Source organism: Streptomyces sp. CLV115, from assembly GCF_038448545.1.
GTDB classification, from domain to species: domain Bacteria; phylum Actinomycetota; class Actinomycetes; order Streptomycetales; family Streptomycetaceae; genus Streptomyces; species Streptomyces sanglieri.
Genome location: NZ_JBCEWQ010000103.1, coordinates 1 through 24,878 on the forward strand (window position 1 = coordinate 1; position 24,878 = coordinate 24,878).

General features: G+C 71.9%; 19 protein-coding genes. 12 read left to right on the forward strand and 7 right to left on the reverse strand.

The features are described 5' to 3' along the window. Positions 1 to 29: 29 nt before the first annotated feature. On the forward strand, positions 30 to 1,640 hold the full coding sequence (locus tag AADR41_RS28490; protein ID WP_342284271.1) for an FAD-binding oxidoreductase: 1,611 nt from the start codon (positions 30 to 32) through the stop codon (positions 1,638 to 1,640). A gap of 22 nt (positions 1,641 to 1,662) precedes the next feature. Here AADR41_RS28490 and AADR41_RS28495 read toward each other — a convergent pair whose 3' ends face one another. From AADR41_RS28495 to AADR41_RS28515, 5 genes are all read right to left on the reverse strand, one after another. Continuing rightward, entirely contained in the window at positions 1,663 to 2,394 is a 732-nt protein-coding gene (locus AADR41_RS28495) for a phosphatase PAP2 family protein (RefSeq protein WP_342284272.1), read from the reverse strand. A gap of 290 nt (positions 2,395 to 2,684) precedes the next feature. Next, positions 2,685 to 3,680, reverse strand: coding sequence for a C40 family peptidase (locus AADR41_RS28500; RefSeq protein WP_342284289.1), 996 nt, complete (start codon positions 3,678 to 3,680; stop codon positions 2,685 to 2,687). A 275-nt stretch (positions 3,681 to 3,955) separates the two neighbouring features. Continuing rightward, on the reverse strand, positions 3,956 to 4,570 hold the full coding sequence (locus tag AADR41_RS28505) for a hypothetical protein (RefSeq protein WP_342284273.1): 615 nt from the start codon (positions 4,568 to 4,570) through the stop codon (positions 3,956 to 3,958). Beyond that, entirely contained in the window at positions 4,567 to 6,912 is a 2,346-nt protein-coding gene (locus AADR41_RS28510; protein ID WP_342284274.1) for an alpha/beta hydrolase, read from the reverse strand. Before AADR41_RS28510 ends, AADR41_RS28505 begins: the two co-directional genes overlap by 4 nt. A gap of 228 nt (positions 6,913 to 7,140) precedes the next feature. Next, a complete protein-coding gene (locus AADR41_RS28515) occupies positions 7,141 to 9,015 on the reverse strand; it encodes a hypothetical protein (RefSeq protein ID WP_342284275.1) in 1,875 nt (624 codons plus the stop codon). Between the two features lie 228 nt (positions 9,016 to 9,243). On the opposite strand from AADR41_RS28515, the gene AADR41_RS28520 reads away from it, so the two are divergent. The 8 genes from AADR41_RS28520 to AADR41_RS28555 all read left to right on the forward strand — a co-directional run bounded on the left by AADR41_RS28520 (position 9,244) and on the right by AADR41_RS28555 (position 18,005). Continuing rightward, positions 9,244 to 9,999 carry a DUF4232 domain-containing protein gene (locus AADR41_RS28520; protein WP_342284276.1) on the forward strand — a complete coding sequence of 252 codons (756 nt, stop codon included), beginning with the start codon at positions 9,244 to 9,246 and terminating at the stop codon, positions 9,997 to 9,999. 455 nt (positions 10,000 to 10,454) lie between these two features. Further along, positions 10,455 to 11,270, forward strand: coding sequence for a serine/threonine protein kinase (locus AADR41_RS28525; protein ID WP_342284290.1), 816 nt, complete (start codon positions 10,455 to 10,457; stop codon positions 11,268 to 11,270). Further along, positions 11,267 to 12,928: a serine/threonine-protein kinase gene (locus AADR41_RS28530; RefSeq protein WP_342284277.1), complete on the forward strand. Its 1,662-nt coding sequence runs from the start codon at positions 11,267 to 11,269 to the stop codon at positions 12,926 to 12,928. Before AADR41_RS28525 ends, AADR41_RS28530 begins: the two co-directional genes overlap by 4 nt. A 114-nt stretch (positions 12,929 to 13,042) precedes the next feature. Then, entirely contained in the window at positions 13,043 to 13,525 is a 483-nt protein-coding gene (locus AADR41_RS28535) for an RICIN domain-containing protein (RefSeq protein WP_342284278.1), read from the forward strand. Positions 13,526 to 13,601: 76 nt separating this feature from the next. Continuing rightward, complete coding sequence (locus AADR41_RS28540) at positions 13,602 to 14,627, forward strand: LGFP repeat-containing protein (RefSeq protein ID WP_342284279.1); 1,026 nt, start codon at positions 13,602 to 13,604, stop codon at positions 14,625 to 14,627. Between the two features lie 89 nt (positions 14,628 to 14,716). Beyond that, positions 14,717 to 15,661 (forward strand): hypothetical protein, encoded by a 945-nt coding sequence (locus AADR41_RS28545; RefSeq protein ID WP_342284291.1) that lies wholly within the window; start codon positions 14,717 to 14,719, stop codon positions 15,659 to 15,661. 63 nt (positions 15,662 to 15,724) lie between these two features. Then, positions 15,725 to 16,714, forward strand: coding sequence for an alpha/beta hydrolase (locus AADR41_RS28550; RefSeq protein WP_342284280.1), 990 nt, complete (start codon positions 15,725 to 15,727; stop codon positions 16,712 to 16,714). Positions 16,715 to 16,769: 55 nt separating this feature from the next. After that, entirely contained in the window at positions 16,770 to 18,005 is a 1,236-nt protein-coding gene (locus AADR41_RS28555; protein WP_342284281.1) for a DUF4185 domain-containing protein, read from the forward strand. 280 nt (positions 18,006 to 18,285) lie between these two features. On the opposite strand, the gene AADR41_RS28560 is transcribed toward AADR41_RS28555, so the two are convergent. Next, positions 18,286 to 18,927 (reverse strand): hypothetical protein, encoded by a 642-nt coding sequence (locus AADR41_RS28560; RefSeq protein WP_342284282.1) that lies wholly within the window; start codon positions 18,925 to 18,927, stop codon positions 18,286 to 18,288. Positions 18,928 to 18,976: 49 nt separating this feature from the next. Next, entirely contained in the window at positions 18,977 to 23,068 is a 4,092-nt protein-coding gene (locus tag AADR41_RS28565) for a hypothetical protein (RefSeq protein ID WP_342284283.1), read from the reverse strand. Positions 23,069 to 23,141: 73 nt separating this feature from the next. Here AADR41_RS28565 and AADR41_RS28570 point away from each other — a divergent pair, with 73 nt between their 5' ends. The 3 genes from AADR41_RS28570 to AADR41_RS28580 all read left to right on the forward strand — a co-directional run bounded on the left by AADR41_RS28570 (position 23,142) and on the right by AADR41_RS28580 (position 24,778). After that, complete coding sequence (locus tag AADR41_RS28570) at positions 23,142 to 23,411, forward strand: DUF6892 domain-containing protein (protein ID WP_446751118.1); 270 nt, start codon at positions 23,142 to 23,144, stop codon at positions 23,409 to 23,411. Positions 23,412 to 23,515: 104 nt separating this feature from the next. Then, positions 23,516 to 24,166: a DUF402 domain-containing protein gene (locus tag AADR41_RS28575; RefSeq protein ID WP_342284292.1), complete on the forward strand. Its 651-nt coding sequence runs from the start codon at positions 23,516 to 23,518 to the stop codon at positions 24,164 to 24,166. Positions 24,167 to 24,469: 303 nt separating this feature from the next. Then, positions 24,470 to 24,778 carry a hypothetical protein gene (locus tag AADR41_RS28580; RefSeq protein WP_018101695.1) on the forward strand — a complete coding sequence of 103 codons (309 nt, stop codon included), beginning with the start codon at positions 24,470 to 24,472 and terminating at the stop codon, positions 24,776 to 24,778. Positions 24,779 to 24,878 lie beyond the last annotated feature (100 nt).

The window sequence follows — 24,878 nt, forward strand, 5'->3', positions numbered from 1 at the left end:
GCCCCTGAGCGCCAAGACTCGGAGATCCGATGAACCTGCCGCCCCTGCCCGCCCGGCGCACCCTGCTCACCGCGGGCGCCGCGGTACTCACCGGCATCACCGCCACCGCCTGCAGCGGCACGTCCGGCGGCACCACCGGCCCGTCCGACGCCTCCGGCACCTCGGGCGGCACGGACGCCTCCCCCACCGCGCCGGCTCCGTCGAAGCCCGCCCCCACCGGGCCTGCGGACTTCTCCGCCCTGGCAAAGAGCCTCGACGGCAGCCTCGTACGGCCCCAGGACGCCTCGTACCCGACCGCCCGTCAGCTCTACAACACCCGCTTCGACGGCCTGAAGCCCGCGGCCGTCGCCTATGTGCGGCACGGGGCGGACATAGCCGAGTGCCTGGCCTTCGCCCGCCGCACGGGCACCCCCGTCTCCATCCGCAGCGGCGGACACTCGTACGCGGGCTGGTCCAGCGGTAACGGGCGCCTCGTCCTCGACGTCTCGTCGCTCTCCCGCGTCGGGAGCGACGGCACGATCGGCGCGGGTGCCAAGCTCATCGACGTCTACCAGAGCCTCGCCCGCAGCGGTCTGACGATCCCCGGCGGCTCCTGCCCCACCGTCGGCATCTCCGGCCTCACCCTCGGCGGCGGCCACGGCGTCGCCTCCCGCGCATACGGTCTGACCTGCGACAGCCTGACCGCGGCGACCCTCGTGACAGCCGACGGCAAGACCCTGACCGTGGACGCCGGGAACCACCCGGACCTCTTCTGGGCGCTGCGCGGCGCGGGCAACGGCAACTTCGGCGTGGTCACCGGGCTGACCTTCCGCACCCGTCCGGTCCCGCAGACCGTCACCGCATACATGTCGTGGCCGTGGTCACGTGCCCGGTCGGTCGTCTCGGCCTGGCAGGAGTGGGGCCCGGCCCAGCCCGACGAGATCTGGTCCTCCGCGCACCTCGCCGGCGGCCCCGGGGGCGCCGACCCGACCGTTTCGGTCGCCGCGTTCAGCCTCGGTACGTACGGCGACCTGCAGAACGCCGTCGACCTCCTCGCCGACCGGATCGGCGCCCCGGCCTCCTCCGTATCGCTGCGCCGCCGCAGCTACCAGGAGTCGATGCTCGTGTACGCGGGCTGCTCGGGCATCACCGACGCGCAGTGCCATCTGCCGGGGACGACACCCGGCCGCACCACGCAGGGCACCCTCCAGCGCGAGACGTACGCCGCCGCGTCCGACTTCTACGACCGCTCGCTGTCCCCGGCGGGGGTGCAGGCCCTGCTCGACCGGACCGAGGCGTTCACCCGGATCCCGGTGACGGCGGCCGGGGGCGGCGGCTCCGTCGCGCTCACCGCGCTCGGCGGGGCGATCAACCGGGTCTCCCCGCAGTCGACGGCCTTCGTCCACCGGGGCTCGCGGGTGCTCGCGCAGTACATCGCTTCCTGGACCCCCGGCACGGCGGGCACCGCCCAGCAGGACTGGCTGAAAAACACCCACGCGGCGATGCGCCGGCACGCGTCCGGAGCGGCGTACCAGAACTACACCGACCCGGCGCTGACCGACTGGCGCCGGGCCTACTACGGCTCGGCGGCCGACCGCCTCGCCGATCTGAAGAAGCGGTACGACCCGGAGCGCCTCTTCGCCTTCCCCCAGGCGCTCTAGCCAGGGGCGCGGACGGGGTCTCCTACGCGGCGAGGTCCTTCTCGCCGTCACCGCCGCACGTGCCCGGCCTCGGCTCGGGGATTCCGAACGCCCCGGCCGGCTCCCCGGCGGCCGTCGCCGGCACCGGCCGGCGCGACCGTACGAGCCGGCCGAACCGGTCCGTCCGCGAGACCGCCGCCATCAGCGGGGTCAGCAGCATCATCGCCAGGGGGGCGAGCAGCAGGGCGACCGCGGTACCGAGGGCGAATCCACCGACGACGTCGGTCGGGTAGTGGACGCCCATGTAGATCCGGCAGAAGCCCTCCAGGAGGGCGAGCGCGATGGCGGCGATGCCGAACTTGCGGTTGGCCACGAAGATCCCGACGGCCAGTGCCATCGCCATCGTGGCGTGGTCGCTGACGAAGGAGAAGTCGTTCTTCCCCGTCACCAGCACCTCCAGCCCCTGGTGGTCCCTGAACGGGCGGGGCCGGTGCACGAATCCGCGGATCGGGATGTTGATCAGCAGCGCGATCCCGGCGGCGAGCGGCGCCCAGACGAGGCCGGCGACCGCGGTCACCGAGTCGTCGGCCGTGCCGCGCCGGCGCACGCTCCACCAGCACCACAGGACCACGAGGACCATGCCGAGCATGATTCCGTACTCACCGACGAACTCCATGACCCGGTCGAACCAGGTGGGAGCGGACTTCGCGAGCCCGTTGATGTCGTAGAGCAGGCTGACGTCGGGGTTCGACCCATCCAGTGCGAGTCCAGCCATCTGCTGCGGCCCCTTGCCTTGTCTGCTGCCGCGGGCACACCCATGTGCACCGCTTTGACGAACCCCCGTGTCGGTTCGATCACTGCGTCTGATCGGCACTGCGTCCGATCCGTACTGCGTGGACCGGTACTGCGCGAATCGGTCGTCCTGGTCCCCTCAGGGAACGACCTCCCCCGAGCGTGCGTTCCACTCTCCACCGAATGATCACCATGACGTTATCGAAGAGTGACTCATCGTCGCAGCTCAGGGCCCAGGCTTCACAGAGAGTTCCGGCCACCGCCGCCGTCGCGTCATGCCGCCGGCCGGGCCGTCGGAAGGGCCGCGGCCCCGTCCTTGGTCACGCGCGTCGCACCGAAGTAGTCGGGGGTGTCGATCTTGTCGAAGCGGATCACGGCCCCGGTGTACGGGGCGTTGATCATGTACCCGCCGCCGACGTAGAGCCCGACGTGGTGGATGGCCCGCGAGTTGGTCAGGTCGTCGGAGAAGAACACGAGGTCGCCCGGGAGCAGCTCGTCCCGGGAGGGGTGCGGTCCGGCGTTGTACTGATCGTTCGCCACCCGGGGCAGCTCGATGTCCACGGTCCGGTACGCGGCCTGGGTCAGGCCCGAACAGTCGAACCGCCCGTTCTGCTCGGGCGTGCCGTTGCCGCCCCAGAGGTACGGCGTACCGAGCTTCTTCTGCGCGAAGTAGATCGCCCCGGCCGCCTGCTGGGAGGGCTGTACGCGCCCGACCGGCCTGGCGAAGCTCTTCTCCAGGGAACGGATGATGGTGACGTAGTTCTGGGTCTCCGAAATTTCCGGAACACCACCGGCCCGGATCACCCGGTACGCGCCGGCGTTGTACGCGGCCAGCATGTTGTCCGTCTGATCCCCCGGCACCTTCTTCACGTACCCGGCCAGTTCGCAGTCGTACGAGGCGGCGGACGGGATGGCGTCGGCGGGGTCCCAGACGTCCCGGTCGCCGTCCTTGTCCCCGTCGATCCCGTGGCCGGCCCAGGTGCCGGGGATGAACTGGGCGATGCCCTGCGCGGCCGCGGGACTCTCGGCCCGGGGGTTCCACCCGCTCTCCTGGTAGAGCTGGGCGGCCAGCAGGGCCGGGTTGATGGCGGGGCAGAGGTTGCCCCACTTCTCCACCAGCGGCTGGTACTTCGCGGGCACGGCCCCCTTGGCCAGCGCTACGGCTCCGCCGCCACCGGAACCCGCGAGTCCGGCGGCGGCGGAGTACGTACCGACGACGAGCAACGCCACGAAGGACATGGCCACGCCGACACCGATGCCACCGACCACCCAGAATTTCCGCACCCCTCAACCATCCCCCATCGGGGCCCCGTTCATGGGCGGTTTCGACGGTGTGTGCGAGTCTTCCGGGTCACCCGGGGTGCCGGGCCGTCATTTCCGGCGCACGGGACCACCGGCCCGGCGCACCGGGCGCCCGCCCCGGCGCACCGGATGCACCGGATGCGCGGGGCCGGCCCGCCCTCCCGGTTGGCCGAGAAACCGAACGACCTGCCGACCTGCCGGGTCGGCAGGTCGGCAGGTCGGTTCGGCTGGTCGACCGGTCGTCAGGAGGCTGCGGCCGACCAGAAGTCGGAGCGCACGTTGGGGCTGGGGAGCGGGTAGACGCCCTTGTAGGACGGCCCGTTCGGCTCGGACGTGGAATCGGCGACCTTCGACTCCTTCACACAGGGGGTGTCCGCCTCGAAGAAGGCCTGCCCCTTGGCACGGATGCTCACGCTGATCCCGAAGCCGTCCTTGGACACCGCGTAGACCGCCGGGAACTGCTCGTCGACGTTCTTCGCCTTGATGCGGTAGTCGCTCGCGCGCCAGAACTGCTCGATCTGGTCGAGGAAGCCCTGCCGCCGTTCCGCGGAGACGATGGTCATCACGGTGCGCCTGCGCGTCACGTCGCAGCTGCCCTTGGTCGTCTGGCCGTGGGCCCACTTCACCTCGGGATCGATCTTCTTCAGCACGGCGTCGAGCATGCTGTCGGCCCGGTCGGCAGCCTCCTGCATGTCCATGCCGTTCCCCTTGGTGCCCTCGGTGCCCTTGTCGCTCTTGTCGCTCCTGGTGGCTGTGGTGCTCGTGTTCGCACCCGACTGCGCATTCTCGCTGCCGCAGGCGGACAGCGCGAAGCCGACAGCCAGAGTCACCGCAACGATCTGGAACCTGCGCCTCATCGCTGTTCCTCCATCTTGAGCCGGTCGGAGTGTCCCGACACGATAAGCGCGATGCTGTCGGCGGACACGGCGTCCCGTGCCGGGTTGAAGTAGTTGGAGTGCGAGTCGAAGCTCATGGGCTTGCCCGGGTCCACCGGGAACCGCGTCGCCCCGAACGCCTTGCTCGCCGGGTCCTTGCCGAACCAGAGGTCGTCGTCGCCCGGGTCGGCCAGGTCGCCGGCGATGTAGGAGCCGGCCGGACCGCCCAGGATCATCCCGATCCCACCCACGACGACCTGCGTCTTGGACGGGAGCTTCGTCACCGGGTCGTTGGCCGCGGCGCCGACGAAGACGTGCCCGGCACCGACCCCGAGGTCCACGGCGCGGTCCACGCCCACCCCGGGACTGCCGACCAGGATGATGTCGTCCACCCCCGGGATCCCCCCGAGCTTCTGGGTCGCGGCACCGACGGTGCGCGAACCGTAGGAGTGCCCGATGGCCGTGATGTGCGGGTCCTTGTTCTGGTTGGTGGCCGCGATGCCGCCCATGAAGTCGTAGTACGCCGCGCCGCCCTTCTCGGCCCGGCCGGTGCCCGCGACTGCCAGGCTGCTCAGCCCGTCCGGCGCCTGCGGTGCGTCGTAGCCGAGCCAGACGATCGAGGCGCTGGACGGGTCGTAGCCCTGGGCTCCGATCGCGGTGTCACGGGCGCGCTTGAGGTCGTTCTTCGCGAACTCCTCGTCGAGGGAGGTGTTCAGCCCCGGCACGTAGGCCGACACGTTCTTCGAGGTGTCGGGGTTGCCGTAGGAGACGATCGCCCGCCCGTTGCCCTCGTCGCTGATGCCGATGAGGTACATCGGGGGCTGACTGCCCTCCTTCAGCTGCCGGTCGATCTCCCGCAGCCCGGCCAGCTGCTCCTTCGACGTCTTGTCGGTCTTGCCCTCCAGCTTCGAGATCAGATCCGGCAGGTTGCGGCGGTTGGCCTTGTCACGGTCCGCCACCGGGATCCCGTCGAGGCTGCCGATCTGGTCCGGGGAGAGCTCCAGGTACTCGTCGCGCTGCTCCTGCGTCAGTCCGTTCCACCAGTACGCCCGGCCGGCCGCGCTGCCGCCCTTCGGGATGCGGTCGTTGAGGTACTGCCGCCGCGCGTCACGTACCGCCGCATCGACCCGCGTACCGGATCCGGGCAGCCCGGTGAACACGCCGCCGCCGGAGCCCTTGGTCATGTCCGCGGCGGCGGCCACGTACTGGCCCTTGTCCCACTTGCCGCCGGCCTTGTTTGCGACCTGTGCGTACTGGTCGACGACGTTCTTGGCGGTGTCGCCGGGGTGCGTGATCGTGTCGATGGCGCCGGTGACGTCGCCCAGCAGACCGTCGTCGCCGACGATGCCGTCGAGGAAGCCGCCGCCCGAGCCTCCGGGGGTGCCGGGGGTTTGTCTACCCGCGTCGACTCCTGTGGAAGAACCGCTGGTTCCTTCTGAACCACCAGTGCCGCCAGCCCCGCCGGAGGCGTCGGACCCACCGGATCCGCTGCCGCCCGCGCCGCCGGAACCACTGCCTCCGGAACCGCCGGAACCACTGCCCCCGGAACCACTGCCGCCGGCCCCGCTGCCTCCGGAACCGCTGCCGCCCGTCGCGTCCGAGCCCGCGGTGCCGGCACCGGTTCCACCGGTCACGGTCGCGCCCTCGGACCCGCCGCCACCGCCACCGCTGCCGCCGCCGTTCCCCCGGCCGCCGTTACCGGCTTCGACGTTGGAGGGCGCGCAGCCGCCGCCGGTCAGCTGGCAGATGGCGTCCTGGATCCGGCCGGTCAGCTGCCCGCCGATCCCGGTGGCCACGAGCCCGCCGATGAGGGCGACGACCACGAGGATCATGCCCAGGTACTCCATCGCGGTCTGCCCGGTGTCGGCACGCCGCTGCTTGAACATCCGCACGATGCTGAACGGCCGGTGCTCCGCGCGCTGTTCGGCGGCGAGCCGGAACCAGGCCCGCGAACGGGACCGGAGCAGCAGGACGATCAGGACGACGGGCAGCACCAGTTGGGCCACGCCCTGCCCGTTCGCGTCGCCCAGTGTGGCCAGCGCTCCGAGCGTGAGCCAGGCGCTCACGGCCAGCAGTCCGCGCCAGACCCAGACACCCCCGGTCCGCACCCGGAACGACAGCACGAACCCGGTGATGCCGGGCAGCGAGGCGTACAGCACCATGCCGATCAGCCGGCCGTCCACCGCATCGACCGACGCGGCCAGGAGCAGCGCGTCGAGCGCGCCGACGACCGTGACGGCGAAGAGCAGTCGGACGAGAATCAGTACCGCCTGCAGGGGGCGCGACAGTGGCTGCCGGCCCGGAGGGACCTCGGCGGTGCTCATGTCAGCACCACCCGGTACCGCTAGTTCTCGTATGCCAGACACGGCGAGTCTCCCCAGCTTTGTGAGTGGGCGCAGCGACAGTTCCCCCCGGTATCCGTATGCGACCACAGCGCCGCCGACCCGGCATGGGCCCCAGGACCCAATGCCGGGCTCAACGTCGAACACCCGGCCTATCCCGTACTGCCACCGACCGGCCCGTTACGGGTCATTGGGGGCACCGACGGGGCGTCAGGACGATCGGGCGGACCGCCCGGCGCCGCCCCCGCCGTACGTCCTCGGGTCCACCGTGGCGAGTCGGTGCAGCGCGGCTGCGGCCCGGTGTTCGGGGCTGGTTCCGTCGTCCGGGACGTGCCACACGAGGTGCTGTCGACTGCCGTCCTCCGCGCCCCGGCCGTCGGACGGGCTCGCGCGGTGGGCGAGGTTCACGATCGTGCGGTCCCGGTCCCTGAAGTCGGTGCCGATCCAGCCTTGTTCGACGTTCCAGCGGGTCAGCAGGTCCGGCCGGTCGCGCAGCCCCGCCGCGATGAGACGCGCGGTCTTGCGGGCCGGCCATGTCCACCCGTGGTCGTTCTCGGCACGCGCGATCTCCGCGTCGTAGGCGGCGGCCTCGAAGCGGTACTCGGGCAGCTCGCGCGCGGGCAGCAGGGAGGACGGCGGGGGCGGACGGCGCCAGTCGGACCAGATGACGTGGTCCCCGTCCCGGCGGATGGTGACGTGGAGCGCGCCGCAGCAGCCCTCGGTGCAGTACGCCTCCGCGAGCTGCACTTCCCGTGGTTCGTCCGTGGCCCGCAGGCGGCCGCTGTCCAGCAGGTACTCGGGGGCGTGCGCGCCGCCCCGGCCGAAGGCGGCCGGCACCAGGGGGCGCCCGTCGATCAGGATGCGGGTCTCGACGATGCCAGGATCCACCGGGTCGAGCACGGTGGCCTCGATCCTCAGCCGGCCCGCCGGACCCGTACCTCCGGCAGCGCGGCGGAACGGCTGACGGGCCGTGCGCCGGACCCAGTCCAGCCGCCACTGCCCGGCCGGGTCGCCGCTCTCCGCGGAGTCGCCGGCCGGCAGCGCCCGCCAGTCCGGCCGGCCCAGCACGGACTCCAGGCGGTCCAGCAGCGCCTCGCGGCGGCCGGGCCCCCACTTCAGCAGGCGGCTCGGGCCGCTGTGCAGTTCGAGCGCGACGGACAGCAGGAGCGCGTGGTGGTCGAGAGTGGGCGGCAGGTCGGCGGCACGTACGGCGAACGCCTCGAAGAGATCGACGGCCACCGGGCAGGCCAGGACCTCGGCCCGGTAGTCGTTCACGCTCGACATCCGGCACAGCAACCGGCCCGCCCCGGCCACCGGCCCCGCTTCTCCGGGACGGGCCTCCCGCAGAAGGTCGGCGAGCCGGACGGCCTCGGCGACCCGACGGGCGGTCTCGGACCGCACCGGACTCCCCCTCCGCAGGACCGCCTCCAGCAGTCCGGGTACGGAGGACTCCTCGCCGGCGGCCAGGGCGTCGACCAGACCGCGCAGCTCCGGGCGCCTGGCGTGATGACCGAGCCACACCAGGGCCGCGGCCGGGCCGTCGAGGGGGTCGAGCGCCTGCACGGCATGGTCGACGAGGTCCCGGAACCCGCCGAGGACCCTGAGATACGGGACGTCCTCCGGTTCGCCGAGACGGGCCAGGAGGGCGAGGCCGACGCAGACCGCCATGGGGCTGGTTCCCGTACGGGTCAGGCACCGGCCGAGCGCACGCGCCCGGCCCTCGTCCACCAGCGGCAGCCGGGCCACCACGGACCGGACGTGTCCGCCCCGGATGCCCAGTCCGGCGAGGCGCAGATGAATCTCCTCGGCGGTTCGTGCCACGCCGGGCGCATCGGTGCCGGTGTCGGAATCGGAGCCGGCATCGGAGCCCGCGTCGGCAGGGGACACAAGAGGGGTCAGCACCGCCGTCAACGCCGCGCAGGACGATTCCCAGGACGTTCCGGTCCGGGGGCGGCGCTCCGGCGGGTCCGGCAGCGCGTATCCCCGTTCGGGGATCCTGCCGCCGGGCTCGGCGCGAAGAAGGCGCAGCGCACGGGAGTACAGGGAGTCGGGAGGGAGCGCGGTGCGCTCTTCCGGGGCGCTCAACGGGCGGGGTGGGTCTCGATTCCATGAGTCATGCGCGGAGTCTCGCATGCGGCCCGATCACGCACCAGCCGATTTCCCCGTAGGCCACTTCGGGGACGTCAGCCGGACGTCAGTGAGGCGTCAGCGGAACGTGAGCGATCCACAGGATGCTTATGTTGTCAAGAGGTCAGAGAGAGCGGTTCGCCGCAGGATCCGGGCCTTGTCTCATGCTCATCCTGGGAGAATTCCATGCGCACGTTCCGCAGCCGCAAGCACACCGCCGCTCTCGCCACCGTCACCGCCGTGCTCGCCCTGTCGCTCACCGCCTGCGGCGGGGACGACACCGGCACGAAGTCCGCGGGCAAGGCCGACAACAGCACCTCGGCCGGCGCCTCGACCGACGCCTCCCAGCCCTCCACCGACGCGACGACCACGGACACCAAGAAGACCGGCGGCACCGTGCAGAACACCGGCGCCACGAAGACGGACAACTCAAAGTCCGGGTCGACCGGCGGCAGCAGCGCGACGGGTGGCAACACCAGCGACAGCTACGCCTACAAGCACCCGTGCAAGAGCTCGGACCTGTCGGTGCGCGTCTACCCGCGTGAGGGCTCGTCCACCCAGCAGGTGATCGAGGTCAACAACACCGGTGCCAACTCCTGCGGCCTGAGCTACTTCCCGCAGGTCAGCCTGGGCGCCTCGAAGGCCTCGGACCACAGCGGGGACATCAAGCCGTCGGTTCCGGGCGGTCTGGGCGGCGCGCCCGCGTACCCGGTCAAGCCGAAGACGGCCGCCATCGCGGTGATCGACCTCAACCCGAGCGGCAAGAACGGCGTGACCTGGGTGAACGAGATGAACGTGCTCGCCGACGGCGACCACATGGCCAACGCCGACACCCAGAACTTCGACCTCGGCCCGGACGTCAAGGTGGGCAGCCCGAAGCTCGGCCTGTACCAGGGCTCGGTCGCCGACGCGGTGAACTCCATGAAGCAGGCCGGCAACTGACCTGATCGGACGGGCCGTACGACGAGCCCCCGGGAGGCGCCCACGCCTCCCGCCGCACCCGACACACAGGGCCCGGATCCATGCGATCCGGGCCCCACGTGTTGGACGCTCCGTCAACAACGCGCCAGCCGATGCACCAAATCGAGCCAGTTCGCCAAAGCGGGCAAAGTCTCGCCCCATATCGAACACTTCTTCCCCGGCGCCGGACCGGCCGCGGAGCCCGTCCGGCCCGCCCTCTCCTCCCGGCGCGAGAACCCGAAGCTGGACGCCCGGCGGGGGCCGCGACGCCCCTCGTTCCCGAGGCGGCACCGCGCCACGACCGATGGCCGGCAGCGGTCGGGCAGCGGTCCGGCGGCAGACAGAAAACGACCAGAATCCGGACGGGAACGGCCCCCCTGGATGGGTAACGTTCCGCCGGTGTGGAAGTTCACCGGCACGGGGGCGAGGTGGGTGCACTGAGCGGGATCGTGGTCTATCTGCCGCGGCGGAGCGACGACATCGGAGGGGCACCGTCCGGTGACCCCGTGACATTGCGGCTCGGCCCGGGACAGACAGCACGCTTCGGACGGGGCTCCGCGACGACCCCGGTCGAACTGCCCCTGGATGACGAGGCCATCTCCCGGCTGGCCGGCGAGATCCGGGTGACGGACGACCACTGGCAGCTCAGCAACCACAGCGCGACCCAGAGCTACCTGGTGGAGAACCCGGAGGGCGCGGGAGAGTACCTGCGGGTTCCGCCCCGGCGGGCCGGCGCGCCCATCCCCTTCGAGTTCTCCCGGGTCGTACTTCCCACCCGCCGCGACGCCACCGTCTCCTTCCAGGTCTTCGCACCCGACCACGTCTACCTGGACCCCTGCCCGGACCCCGCCGGCGCGGCGGGCCAGTGGGGCAGCCGCACCGTCATGGCGTACTCGCTGGACGAGACGGCCCTCTACTTCCTGATCCTGGTCGCGCTCTGCGAACCCCGGCTGCGCGACGAGTCGCCGGTCGCCGTGCCGACCACTCCGCAGATCGTCGAACGGCTCAAGGGGCACGCCGCGTGCGGCCGGCTGAAGGCGCGGGCGGTCAGCTCGCACATCGACTACCTCGCCGAGGAGAAGATGCGGATCAGCGCCCCGCCCGAGCAGGGTTCCGGCGGGGCGCGCCGCAACGGGAAGCGGGAGGCCCTGGTCGGGATCGCGCTGCGGTTCGGACTCGTACGGGAGGAGCATCTGGCGCTGCTGCCGCCCCGGGCCGCCGCACGCAACCACGGGCGGGAGACGGGTCGTTGAGCCGGGAGTCCACCGAGGGCGACGGTCCGCAGGCGGGCCTCGACCGTACGGAGCTGCTCCCGCCCGGCTACCGGGTCGGCGGCTGGGAGGTCACCGGGCCGATCGCCTCCGGCGGCTGGGCGACGGTGTACGCGGGCCGCCCGGTCGACGGCCCACCGCGGCAACCCGGAACGGGACCGCAACCCGTGGAGGTCGCGCTCAAGTTCCTGCCGACCGCGGGGCTCGCGCCGCGCCAGGCCCGCAAGGTCGCGGAGACCGCCCGGCGGGAGGTCGAGCTCGGCCGCCGGGCCGGACATCCGAGACTGATCCGCCTGCTGGACTCCGTCGTGATCAGCGATCCGGACCGGGCGTTCCTGGACGGTGCGATCGTGCTGGTGATGGAGCGGGCCGAGCGCAGTCTGCGGGACCTGTTCGACGCCGGGGTCGCGGAGGGAGCCGCGCGGGCCACGACGGCCGCGGGGTCCGCCGGGTGCGCGGGGAACGCCGGTGTCGCATCGACCGCACGGGGCGCGGAGGCCGCGGGGGCCGTGGAGGCGGACGTCGCCCGGCTGTTCGCCGAGATCTGCGAAGGGCTGGCCCATCTGCACGGCAGCGGCTGGGTGCACGGCGACCTCAAGCCGGAGAACATCCTGCTGATGGCCGACGGTGCGCTCAAACTGTCGGACTTCGGGCTCGCCACCGAACTGACCGGCACCCACGGCACCCACGGGTACGCGCCGCCGATGGGCACCCTGGACTACCTCCCGCCCGAGCGCTGGCAGGCCCCGCTGGGCGAGCACGGTGTGGAGGTCCGGCCCAGTGCCGACATCTGGGCCCTGGGAATCATGGTCCACGAAGCGTTCGCGTCCGGCGCCTCGCCGTTCCCCGGCGCCACCCCGGTGGCACGCGGCGCGGCGGTACAGGAGTACGCCGACGGACGCGCACCGCTGCGGATCGACAGTGCGCTGCCGCCGTTCTGGCGCGCCCTGGCCGCCGACTGCCTCGCCCCGACCCACGCCGAGCGCGCCGCGCACAGCGCCGAGAGCCTGCTCGCGCGCATCGCCGCACGGTCGACGGCACCGCGTCCGGTACGCCGGCGGTGGAGATCCCGCGCCGCTCTGGTGACCGTCGCGGTGTGCTCGGTGGCCGCGACGGTCTGGTCGCACGCCGTCGGCGACGCCACTTCGGGCGCGAACGGCGAACCACCGGCCCGGCTGCGGGTGTTCAACGCCGACGACGGGTGCAGGGAGCGTACGGACCGGAACCCGCAGTGCAGCCTCGGCCTGGCGATCGACCCGCTCAAGCCGTACACCGTCGACAACGTTGTACCGGTGCGGGTGTGGCACGGCGACGTCCTCGCGGTCGTCTGCCGCCTCCCCCGGGGCATCCCCATCATCGACGAGTCGGACGCCAGCTCCACCGAGTGGTACCGGGTCCGCCTGCCGGCCCGCTCCACCACCGCGTCCGCCGCTTCCACCGGTTCTTCCTCCGCGTCCACCCCCTCGGCCGCCGATGCCTCCGCCTGGCTGCCGGCCGTGCGTACGGCGGATCATCCCCGGGTTCCCGACTGCCTGCGTCCCACGGGCAAGCCCGTACCCACGTCCGTACCCACGTCCGTACCCACGCCCGCACCCGTCTCCGTACCTGTCTCCGTACCCACGTCCGTGCCTGTCCGTTGAGTGTCGGGGTTCGCGTCGCGGGGTGTCACTCCGGATCGTTCCGGATGTCGTAGCCGGCAGCCCGGCGGCTAGCTTGCGGTCCCGACAGTCACCGGAAGGAAGAGGAAACAGCCCATGCGCGGCACGCGTTCGCTCCTGATCGGCGGGGCCCTCGCCCTCGCCTCCCTGTCCGTGTCCGTGTCGACGGGCACGGCCCTGGCGGCCGGGAACGGCTCCGCGTCCCCCGCGCGGGCCGCCGACGCCACCCAGAGCTTCCGCAATCAGGCCACGGGCCGTTGCATGGACGACACCGACGACGGGTTCCGCACGTGGAGCTGCAACGGGAGCAACCCGCAGCTGTGGGACGTGAAGGTCTGGCAGGACGGAACGCGCCAGCTGCGCAACGTGAACACGGGGCGCTGCGTCGAGGACAGCGACAACGGGTTCCGCACCGTCGGCACGTGCGGCTCCACCCCGGAGCAGAGCTGGTGGATCAAGGTCTGGTCCGACGGCACCGTCCGCTTCCAGAACCAGGCGACCCTGCGGTGCATCGACGACAGCTCCCTGGGCTTCCGCACCTGGCCGTGCAACGACACCCCGTACCAGAGCTGGTTCTGACACCGGCGCACCTGCAACTCACTCTCCTCCAACTCCCCTTTCCCGCAAGGCCATTCCGAAGCGAAGGAGCAGTCGGATGCGTGGCTCGACCGAACGACGACGCGCGATGTGGAGATCAGCGGTCCTGCTGGCCGTGGTGGCCGCGACCGGCCTCGGCAACCCGGCCTTCGCCCGGAGCGCGGCCGACGTGCCGGGCCCCCTCGGCAACTCCGCCCCGGCCACGCTGTTCTGCGACATCCCGGCGGACCGGGACATCGCGGTGACCCGCAAGGTGTACGAGGTCGGGCAGCGCCGCGGCGTGTCCGACAAGGTGATGCTCGCCGGCTTCGAGACGGGCTGGGTCGAGTCCCGGATGAACAACCTGGCGTGCGGGGACCGGGATTCCCTCGGCGTCTTCCAGCAGCGGCCCTCGATGGGCTGGTGCGAACCCGCCCAGTGCCTCGACGTCGACTTCGCCGCCAACAAGTTCTTCGAGGTGGCCCAGCAGATGGAGCCCGACTGGGACACCGCGGGCGAACTGGCCCAGGCCGTCCAGCGCTCCGCGTACCCCGAGCGCTACCCGCAGGCGGAGGGCTACGCCCGGGAGTTGATGGCCGAGGCGTTCCAGCCGTACGGCACGATCGGCGCGAAGTACGCCGGGCTGGGCGGCCACGACGGGCCGCTCGGACAGCCGGTCCGCGCCGAGGAGGACTCCTCGCTCGGCGGCCGCTTCCAGCTCTTCCAGAACGGGATCATCATCTGGCACCCGGACGAGGCCCACGCCGTCTACGGAGACATCCTGACCAAGTTCTGGGACACCGACGCCGAACGCCGCTGGGGCTTCCCGACCACCGACGAAGCCGACGCCGCACAGGCACCCGACGGCACCAAGGGCCGCTACCAGTTCTTCGAACGAGGCCTGTTCCTCTGGTCACCCCAGACCGGCGCACACACCGTCCACGGCGCCATCTACGACGCCTTCCACACCGCCGGACACGAAAGCACACTCGGCTACCCCCTCACCGACGAAACCGACGAAACAGGCGGCGGCAAAGCACAGAAATTCCAGAAGGCCACCATCCACTGGACCGCCGACAAGGGCACCTGGATCACCCAGAACTGACGGGGGAGGCAGTCATGAACTCACTCGCACCGCCGAGTCTTCGGCGCCTGATCGGGGCGGTGACGCTGGCCCTGGCGGCCCTCGCCGTCATGTTCGGCACCGCGCCGGCCGCGAGCGCCTCGGAGCCGGGCGGGCCGATCGGCCGCGGCGAGGCGATGGACCGTGCGTGGTCGTGGATCGCCGAGCAGGTCCCGTACAGCCAGAGCGGCTGCCATCAGAACCAGTTCGGCTGCTACCGGCCGGACTGCTCGGGCTATGTGTCGATGGCCTGGAACCTCGGTACGTCCCTGACGACCTGGGGCCTGTGGGACGTCACCTTCGACATCCCCGCAGGCGACCTGCAACCGGGTGACGCCCTGCTGCGCGACTCGGGCGGCACGGACCACGTGGCACTGTTCCTCCGCTGGGCGGACCCCGCCCACACCCAGCCGGTGGTGCGCGAGGAGTACGACTTCGGGCATGTCGCCGAGGAGCGGGTGTGGAACGACGGACTCAGGGGCTTCACGCCCCGCCGCTACAACAACCTGGACGACCTGGTCCCGTACGGCACCATCGCGGCGAAGTACGCCGACACGGGCGGCCCCGGGGGCCCGCTGGGCAGCCCGGTCACGGGTGAACGGGACTCCTCGCTCGGCGGGCGCTTCCAGCAGTTCCAGAACGGGATCATCATCTGGCACCCGGACGAGGCCCACGCCGTCTACGGAGACATCCTCACCAAGTTCTGGGACACCGACGCCGAACGCCGCTGGGGCTTCCCGACCACCGACGAAGCCGACGCCGCACAAGCACCCGACGGCACCAAGGGCCGCTACCAGTTCTTCGAACGAGGCCTGTTCCTCTGGTCACCCCAGACCGGCGCACACACCGTCCACGGCGCCATCTACGACGCCTTCCACACCGCCGGACACGAAAGCACACTCGGCTACCCCCTCACCGACGAAACCGACGAGGCGGGCGGCGGCAAAGCACAGAAATTCCAGAAGGCCACCATCCACTGGACCGCCGACAAGGGCACCTGGATCACCCAGAACTAGCAGAGCCGACAGGCCCGGCAGGCCCGGCAGGCCCAGTAGAACGAGCAGAACGAGGAGATCGAGTTGAGCGGGCAGCACCCCACCCGTCGGAACGTCCTGAGGACCGCGGGCGGTCTCTCCGCCGCGCTGGCGCTCGGCACCGGAGGCGTCCTCGCGGCGGCCCCGGCGGCGAGCGCGGCCGGTGACGGCTTCGGACTGAGCATCGTGGACCACGACGAGAGCGACCGCCGCCTGAAGTACTACCGCTTCCGGACCGACGCGATCGGCTGGAACCCGGGCGTCAACGTCCTGCTCCCCGACGACTACGCCACCAGCGGTCGCACCTACCCCGTGCTCTACCTCTTCCACGGCGGCGGTCTCACCTCGGACTTCATCGAGTTCGACCGCGCGGGCGTCCGCGACTGGACCGCCGGGAAACCGCTCATCGTCGTGATGCCCGACGGCGGCCACGCCGGGTGGTACTCCAACCCGGTCGGCTCCAACACGGGCGCCCGGAACTGGGAGACCTTCCACATCGCCCAGTTGCTCCCGTGGATCGACGCGAACTTCCGTACGTACGCCGAGTACGACGGCCGTGCCGTCGCCGGGTTCTCCATGGGCGGTTTCGGCGCGCTGAAGTACGCCGCGAAGTACTACGGCCACTTCGCCTCGGTCAGCGCCCACTCCGGCCCGGCCAGCCTGCGCCGCAACCTCGGCGCGGTCGTGCACTGGGCCAATGTGTCCTCCGCCGCCGCGGACCTGGCGGGCGGCACGGTCTACGGCGCTCCGCTGTGGGACGAGGCCCGGGTCAGCGCCGACAACCCGGTCGAGCGCATCGAGAGCTACCGCAACAAGCGGATCTTCCTGGTCGCCGGCACCGGCGGCCGGCCCGTGCCCTGGTTCAGCCAGGTCACCGAGGACAACGTGCTCCAGGGCCAGCGGGAGTTCCGCGGCCTCCTCGACGGGGCCGGCATCCCGTACGAGGCGCACGAGGAGCCCGGCAGCCACGAGTTCCGCGTGCCGCTGTTCCTCCGCGACCTGGACGGCATCATCGGACGCCTCCGCAAGGCCTGACACGGACCGCCGCTCTTCCCCGCCCGTCTCATCCCACCCACACGGAGGACCGAACATGCCCACCCCCTCGCAGCCGGAGCATCGAGCCACCACCCGCCGGTCGGCGCTCAAGGCGGGCATGGGCTTCGCCCTCGGCGCCGGCCTGCTGGGCGCCGCCCCCGGCGTGGCGGCCGCGAGCGACAGGTCCGTACCGGCCGACGCCGCCGGGAAACCGTCCGCGCGGCTGCTCCAGACCGGCGCCCCGCTGTGCGAGCAGCCCGGTGACTCGGCGAGCGCGCAGGGGCTCGGCTCCGGGGACCTGGCGATCCCGTACTACCGGGAGCACGACAACACCTGGGGCTATGTGTTCGGCGACGCCTTCGGCGGAATCGCCCAGGCCGACCCGTACCTGGGCTCCCCGGTGATCCTGAACCAGGCGAACTTCGACGCCTCCGGCGCGTCGCCGATCTCGTTCTCCTGGGCGATGCCGACCAGTGGCGCCGCCAACCAGTGCTTCGACTACGCGCACTGGGCGGACAACGGGCACGGCTTCGAGATCTCCCGCATCCCCAACGACTGCATCGAGTTCGGCGGCCGGACCTACATCCAGTACACGTCCGTGGCCCTGTGGGAGAACATCCCGGCCGGTTACGACGGTTCGCTGATGTCGGGCGTCGCGTACTCGGACGACTACGGCGTCACCTGGCAGGACTACCCGTACCACTGGGCCGGCGACACCCAGGGCTCGAACCAGTCCATGTACGGGATGTGGTCGTTCGCGGGCATCGACCCCGACGGCTGGCTGTACATCTTCTCCAAGCGCTGGAACGGCACCCATGCGAACACCGCCGACGGCGGGGCGATCCAGCTTTTCCGCATCCGGCCGGACGAGTTCCGCGCGGGCAACTTCGGCGCCCAGGAGAACTGGGCCTTCCTGGACGGCCGTTGGCAGTGGACCACGGCGGTGGGCCCGTCGATCATGCTGTCCGGCAACAAGATCGGCGAGTTCTCCGTGAAGCGGATCGGCGACACGTACTGCATGAGCTACTTCGACGTGGACGACTACGCGATCTGCACCCGCACCGCCGCCCGCCCCGACGCCGTATGGACCGCCCCGAAGCCCCAGATCGTCGGCGACGGCCTGCCGCCCCACCACTGGGGCAAGCCCCAGCTCCCGTTCCTGTACGGCGGATACATCCACCCCGGCAGTGCGAGCGCGACGTCCTTGACCCTGATCGCCTCGCAGTGGCAGTCCGTGAACCACGGCAAGACGCCCTACCGCGTCCTGCAGTACGACGGCATCCGGCCCTGACCCCCCTCTCCCTGCACCATGCGCCCGGAATCGGCCATTTCGTAGGGGTAACCGGATCACCGATCCGGTGACCCCTACGTCTCATCCCGCCCCGGCCACCGGGCCGATCCGCCACGGACGACATGGGTGGCCTTCACCAAGGGCGTCGTGGCAGGCGGGTCCGGCCACTTCGCCGCGCTCGCCGACCGGAGACCGGACACCGGACACCGGGCGACCAGGCACCGGACGACCGGACGCCGGATGACCGGACACCGCTCGGGGGTTCGGACAGGTGGGCCGGTCAGCCGCGGGGGCTGTTCCCTCCGTGGTGGCCCAGTTCGAGGTAGCGGGCGCGGGTGCTCCAGGGGCCGAGGTCGGGTGTGTCGGCCAGGATGTCGTGCCAGGTCCGGGCTCCGGGGCCGGCCTCCTCGACGGAGGTTGCAGCCTTGCCGGAAGAAGCCACTTCGTCGTGCGCGGACAGCGGACTGCCGGGGCGTCCGGCCCAGAGCCGCACTCCGGACCCCGCCTCGGACTCGGGGACCGGCTCCCACAGGCGCACCGAGAACATGCGGGCGAGCTGGTTCACGGCGATGAAGCCGAACATGCTGTCTTCCTGGTCCCTGTGGTCCAGTCGCTCGATGAGGGCCTGACGCAGGATGTACATGTCCGGTGGCTGTACCTCGGGCTCGAAGCAGTACATGCGCCGCTCCAGCCTGATCGAGCCGATGCGCGGCAGCTGTATCCGGGTGAGGGGGACGACCTTGCGCTCGCCGCCGGTCCAGATCAGCCTCCTGCTGCGGCCCTGGTATCCGGGCTCGCTGAAGACCGTGACGTGGAGCCACTCCCTGCGTCCGGAACGGCGGTTGCGCAGCAGGCCCGCGCCGGCGACGGCACCGCCCACGGTGGCCAGTCCCGCCAGGAGAAAACCGGTCTTGCGCTTCATCGCGTTGAACCCCACTTCCGACGGGACGGGCGCCTCCATCATGCGTCGCCTACAGCGCCTCCGACCAGGCGCGGGCGAACCGTTCGTGCGCGGGCGGCGGGACGGCGGTGGCCGGAGCCGCCGGGGCGGGGCGGGGCGCCTTCGCGGCGGTGAGCTCCTTGCGGACGGCGCGGTGGTGGTCGAGGGTCCAGGTGTTCCAGCGGCGTACGGTGCGGTCGGCCGGGCGGTCGAGGGCGTGCAGCTGGAGGTGGAGGGCCGCCGCGTCGCGGCCGACGCCGAGAGCCGCCGCCGCCTCGTCCACCAGGTCGGGAACGCTGAAGAGCGGGTTGGCCTCGTACTGGCCCGGCGGGACCGGGGTGGCCGTCGTGCGGTCCGCCAGGGCGCGCAGGGCGGTGAGGTGATCGGCGGGGATGCCCGTGAGCAGGTCGAGCAGCGAGCGGGCGCCCTCCGCGACCGGGTCGCCCACCGGCCGCTCGGTGAACGCCCAGATGAGGGCGGTGACGGCGGCCCGTATCCCGTCGGCGTCCTGCGGGGGTTCCGCCAGGTGTCCGGTGAGCAGGGCGGTGGCCCAGGCCGCGGGCAGGTCGTGGTCCCTGGCCAGCGCGGCGGCATGGCTGCCGTCGTCGGCGTACGGGGTGACCGAGAGCCGGGCGCACCATTCGGCGGCCATCCGGTCCGCCGCGGCGGTCATCCCGCCGGGGGCCCAGAGGTCCGCCGGATCGGCGGGGACGGCGGCGGCGAGCACGGCGCGCCGGCCCTCGGGGCGGAGGTCCGCCCGCGCGACGTCGTACCGGTGGATCAGGTCCCGGCCGGCCTTGTACGGCTTGGCGCGGCACAGCTTGAGGTGGACCGCGTAGTCGTCGCTGCCGGCGAATCCGTCGAGGACCAGCGCGGCGATGGCGCGCGGCACCCCCGTACGCCACCGGAACAGGTCCACGGCTTCCTCGGGCACCGGCAGCGGACCGCGCTCGGCGAGCAGCGCCGACAGGCGGGGCAGTCGCGTGGTGTCGTCGCCCTCGACGGTGCGGGTCTCGCACTCCCCGGCATCGGCGGGCGCCGGGTCGGCGGCCCGCTGGAGGAAGGGGACGAGGTCGCTGCGGACCGGGCCGGAGGCCACCGGGACGCCGGACGAGCGGAGCTCGGCGATCCGGGGCTCCGGGGCGCGGCCGGTGCGCCAGGTGGTGCCGGGCTCCGCGAACGGCTGGCGGCTCCACACGCCGAGCAGCGCGACGAGGGCCCGCCGGTGCTCGTCCGGGGTGGCGGCGACGGCGGCGCGCCAGGCCACGGCGTCGATCCGGCCGGTCAGCACCGCCCATTCGGAGGGCGGGGCGGGCAGCGCCAGCACCCGTACCTCGTCGTCGATCTCGCCGCGCAGATACCGGCCGTCGGCGGCGACCGCGGTGAGGACGGCCGGCTGCGGCTGCGGCTGCCGCTCCTCGTACCCCCGCAGCTGGGGCAGCAGGCCGTGCAGGGCCGGGACGAGCCGGGTGTCGGGCTCCGGGTCGGGCAGCTCGACGACCGGTCCGGAGCGCATGACGGCCACCCGGTGCGACAGCTCGCGGCGGCGGCGCAGCACATCGGCGGCGAGCCGGGCCGCGCGGTCGAGCCCCTGCCGGATCCGGGGCTCGGTCACCCCGGGCAGCGCGTCCTCGGCGCCGCACGACAGCAGCTCGCGCACGGCCTCGTCGGTGACCGTGCGCAGTACGCCGGAGGAGGGCTCGTCGCGCGGGGTGAGGAAGTGCCAGAACGCGGGTGGCGGCACGGGCCCGGCCTGCTCACCGAGGGTGGTCCGGACCGGCCCGGTGCGGTGGCTGCCGGGGAAGCCCCGGACCTGCCAGAGCAGCGAGTTGTCCTCGGCGGCGTGGCAGCGGACCGTGGTGCTGCCGACCACGACGGTGTCCTCACCGCCGGACGGAAGGCCGAGGATGCCCCACGGGCGGCGGCCCCAGGTGGTGGTGCGGTAGGACGCGGTGCGGCCGTCGACGGACTCCAGCTCGAACTCGCGGGGCGAGGGACCTGCGTACGGGGTGCGGTAGTCGACCCGGCAGCCGGTGAGCCGGCCGTCCTGGCCGAGCGGGGACGGCGGGGCACCGGGCGGAAGTTCGGCGAGGATCCGGTGGTCGGGGAAGGGCCTGGTGCCGTCCGGGCGCGATTCGGGGGTGTGGAAGCCGGGCAGCGGGCGGTCGGCGGTGGGTGCGCCGGTGGCGGGGTCCACGCGGAGCCACCCGCCGCCGCGGTCCTCGCTGAACACCGTGGTGCTCCAGAGGTACTGACCGTCGTACATCTGGTAGTCGCGGTGACCGATCCCCCCGGTGCCGCCGGGCCGCAGGACCTTCTCGCCGTCGAACCGGCCGCCGCCGTCCGGGGTCTGGAACTGATAGCCGAGACCGCCCCGGATGCTGCCGCCGTAGGGGCGCAGCCCGTAGGTCTCCTCCGGCACGAAGATGTCGGCGGGACTGCCCGACCAGTACGCCGCCGTGTCGGGCGCATTGCTCTCGCCCGTGCCCGCGCCGGACCAGGCGACGAGGAACTGGCCGCCCACCCAGTGCACCGTGGGCCGGTCGGCGCCGTCCGGCAGCTCCAGGGTGTGCTCGCCGCGCCGGCCCGCGTGGTCGACGGCGAACGCGCGGGTCTCCCCGTACAGGGTGAGCACCGGCCAGGTGCTGGTGACGTACACCGTCTCGTCCGGCCGGAATTCGGCGAGGGCCTCCTCCATGGCGGGCCAGCCCAGCTCCTCGGGCAGCCCGGCACGCAGGGCGCGGGCCAGCGGTCCGGTGAGGTCCAGCGCGTCGAGCGCCTCCTCGATGCCGTCCAGGGCGATGACGGTGGGCCGGTCGAGGAGGCCGTGCAGCTCGTCCACCGCTTCGTCGGCCGCCGCGAGCCCGCCGCCGCGCAGGCTGTCGAGCAGCTTCTCGATCCGGCCGTGCACCTCGGCGGCGATACCCGGATTGTGCGGAAGGCGGCTGATGGCGGTGCCGCCCCGGGAGCGGAGCCCGGCGTGCACCGTGCCTTCGAGCCGGGATCCGAACACGGGGTCGGCGGCGAGGGCCCTGAGGTCGCGCCGCGCCTCCTTGTCCCAGAACTCCAGGGGGACGGTGGCACCGGGGTCGTGGACGGGGATCCCCTCGGCGAGGCAGACGTCGAGCAGATCGGCGTCCAGATGCTGCCACTGGTAGCGGTCCTCGTGGAGCCGGACCGGGGTGCCGTCCTCCTTCAGCAGCGGCGCGAACCGGGCCACCAGCTCGAAGAGCTCGACCGGCATGGCCTGGCGGGTCACCCCGCCGCCGGCGACGGTGCGGTGGGAGTACCGGGTGGCGTACCGGCGCAGCCACTCACCGGGGCCACCCTCGGGGGTGATCCGGCCGGTCGCGGCGGCGTCGGCGGCCCCGCAGCCGATGAGCAGCCGCAGCCAGGCGGCCGCGTCGTTCTTCGACTCGGGGAACAGGTCGAGCAGGGCGGCGGCCCGGTCGTCGGCCGGCGGGTGGGCGGTGAGCGGGGCGAGCGCCGCGTCGAACAGCCGGTCCGGCACGGCCTTGCCGCGAGCGGACGCGAGCACCTCGCCGAGCACCCACGCCTCCTCGTCGGTGCCGAGCCCGGCCGCCCGCGCGGAGTCCCTGACCCGGCGGGCCAGATCGGCGGGCAGCTCGCCGGGGGACGCCGCCCAGATGGCCAGCAGCCGCGTGAACTCGTGGTGCGCGCCGACCGGTCCGTGAACCTCGGTCAGCCAGGCGGGGGCGCCGCTGAGTTCGGTGGCGGGAAGTGCGCCGAACCGGGCGAACAGCCGAAGGTTCGCCGACCGCCAGTCGGAGTCGACGGGCAGCGCGTGGGTACGCTCGGCGGTGCGCGCGTTCCCGTACGCGCGGGCGGCGGAGCGGCGGTGCGTCTCCAGCATCCAGTGCCCGATGGTGTCCCAGAACCACGGCAGATGGGCGGCGGGCAGGCCCCGGGCCAGGCGCTCCGTCTCGTCCATGAACCGTCCGGGCTTCTCCCAGGCCCGGTGCCGACCACGGCCGGCCCGCTCCAACGCGTCACGCGCGTCGGCCGCGGCGCCCGGAACACGGGCGTGCGCCCAGTCGACGTACGTCTCGGAGATGCGGTGATTGGCCGGGAGCGGAACGGGAGTTCCGGTGCTGCTGGTCATGTGTACGAGTCTGGCAGGCGGCACTGACAGCGGGCCGCCGCGCTCCGGAGGCGCGAGTGAGGCGGGGTGAGGCCTGAGCGGGGCCCGCGCCCACTTCGAGGCGCTGGAGATGAGCGAGGAGCCGCTCGCGGCGGTGGGCACCCTCGTCCTCGACGGAGGGCTCCAGGTGTACTACGAGTGCTCCCCGGTCCGGGACGGCGAGGACGAACTGCTCGACGTGGAATCGCTCGACGACCTCGACCTGCTGCCGAACCTCCGCCGGATCATCGGCGCCGGGGACTGCGGGACGGGCGTCCCGTTCAAGGAAGAAATCCTCGCCGCCCGGGGCATCGTTTCCGACTGAGGCATCGTCACCGGCGGGGCAGCTGGAGGCGGCTGTGGCAGGCGCGGCATCGCCGGCACCACGTCAGGTAATCGGACGAAGTGTCCGGACCCCGTGGCGCGGGCATGATCAACGACATGAACGACGGCATGAACGACGAGCCGGGCCGGATCCTCCGCTGGAACTTCTTCATCGGCGGCCACCTGAGTGTGTCGGTCCCCGTACGCCTCGTCGAACGCAACGACCGGGGCCAGCTGGTGTGGATGGAGACCGGCACCCCCATGTGGCGCACGGAACTCCCGAACGGTGCGCACCTCCGGGACATCGCGCCCGACGACCGCCCGCCCGGCGGCTACCCGGTGGTCGCCGACCGCTGGCCGATGGGCAACGCGCTCTTCTACCAGCCGACCGACGCAGCGCACTCGGTGCTCTGGCTCTTCGGCCGCAGACGGAAGTTCCGTGGCTGGTACGTAAACCTGGAGCGCCGGATCCATCGCGGTGACGACATCGACATCACCGACCACGAACTCGACATCAACGTCGCACCCGACCGGAGCTGGCGGTGGAAGGACGAACAGTCCTTCGCCGACAAGACCGGTCACCCCGTCTACTGGTCGGCGGACGAGGCTTCGGCGATCCGGAACGAGGGCACCTCGGTGGCCCGGCTCGCCGAGGCCGGAACGTTTCCCTTCGACGGCACCTGGTGCGATTTCCGGCCACCGCCCTCCTGGACCACACCGCCCCGGCCGCCCGTCCCACGCCATCCGCTGCTCTGACCGGCTCCTGCTCCGACCAGGTACGGCGCGCTGACCAGGGCATGTTCCAAACTCTCGGCCAGGGTGGCGGGATGGCAGTCATTGCCCGGGGTCACACCCCGTGATACACAGAGTAACCATACGTATTCGGTCATACATCGATTCGATCCGCTGTTCAGGGCGGTCGGACCGGTCACATGTGCGGGATCCGGGTAAAGAGAGCCGTCAAGCCGTCGTGCGAGAGCAGTTTCATCAGCGAAGATAGAGAGCGACCCGTGCCGTGCGGCAGGGGCATTGAACTACCCAACAGGGGCGGTGACTTACATGATCCTGGCAGCTGAAAAGGGCGACATCACCACCATCATCGGCGGAATCGCCCCGAACTGGGGGCCGTTCGGGACCTTGGGCAACGAGGCCCGCGTAATGATCGAGGTCGTGATGGCCATCGCCATCCTGCTCTGCCTCGGCATCGCGGTATGGGGTGCGGCAAAGCAGCGCATCGGCGCGACGGCACTGCGCGACACGTTCAGCGCCGAGCAGGGCAAGGGGCTGATCGTTGCCGGTCTGACCGGTGTGTTCATCATCGGATCGCTCGGAACCCTCTTCACCATCGTCTATGGAATGGCCGTCTGACCGGCGGTCATCCCACGCCAGGGGCAGTCCCGCCCACCCCCACACCATCCATCCGTCGTGCCCACCGGCAGAGGTTGCGTCCCCTGATGTCGAGTCACCA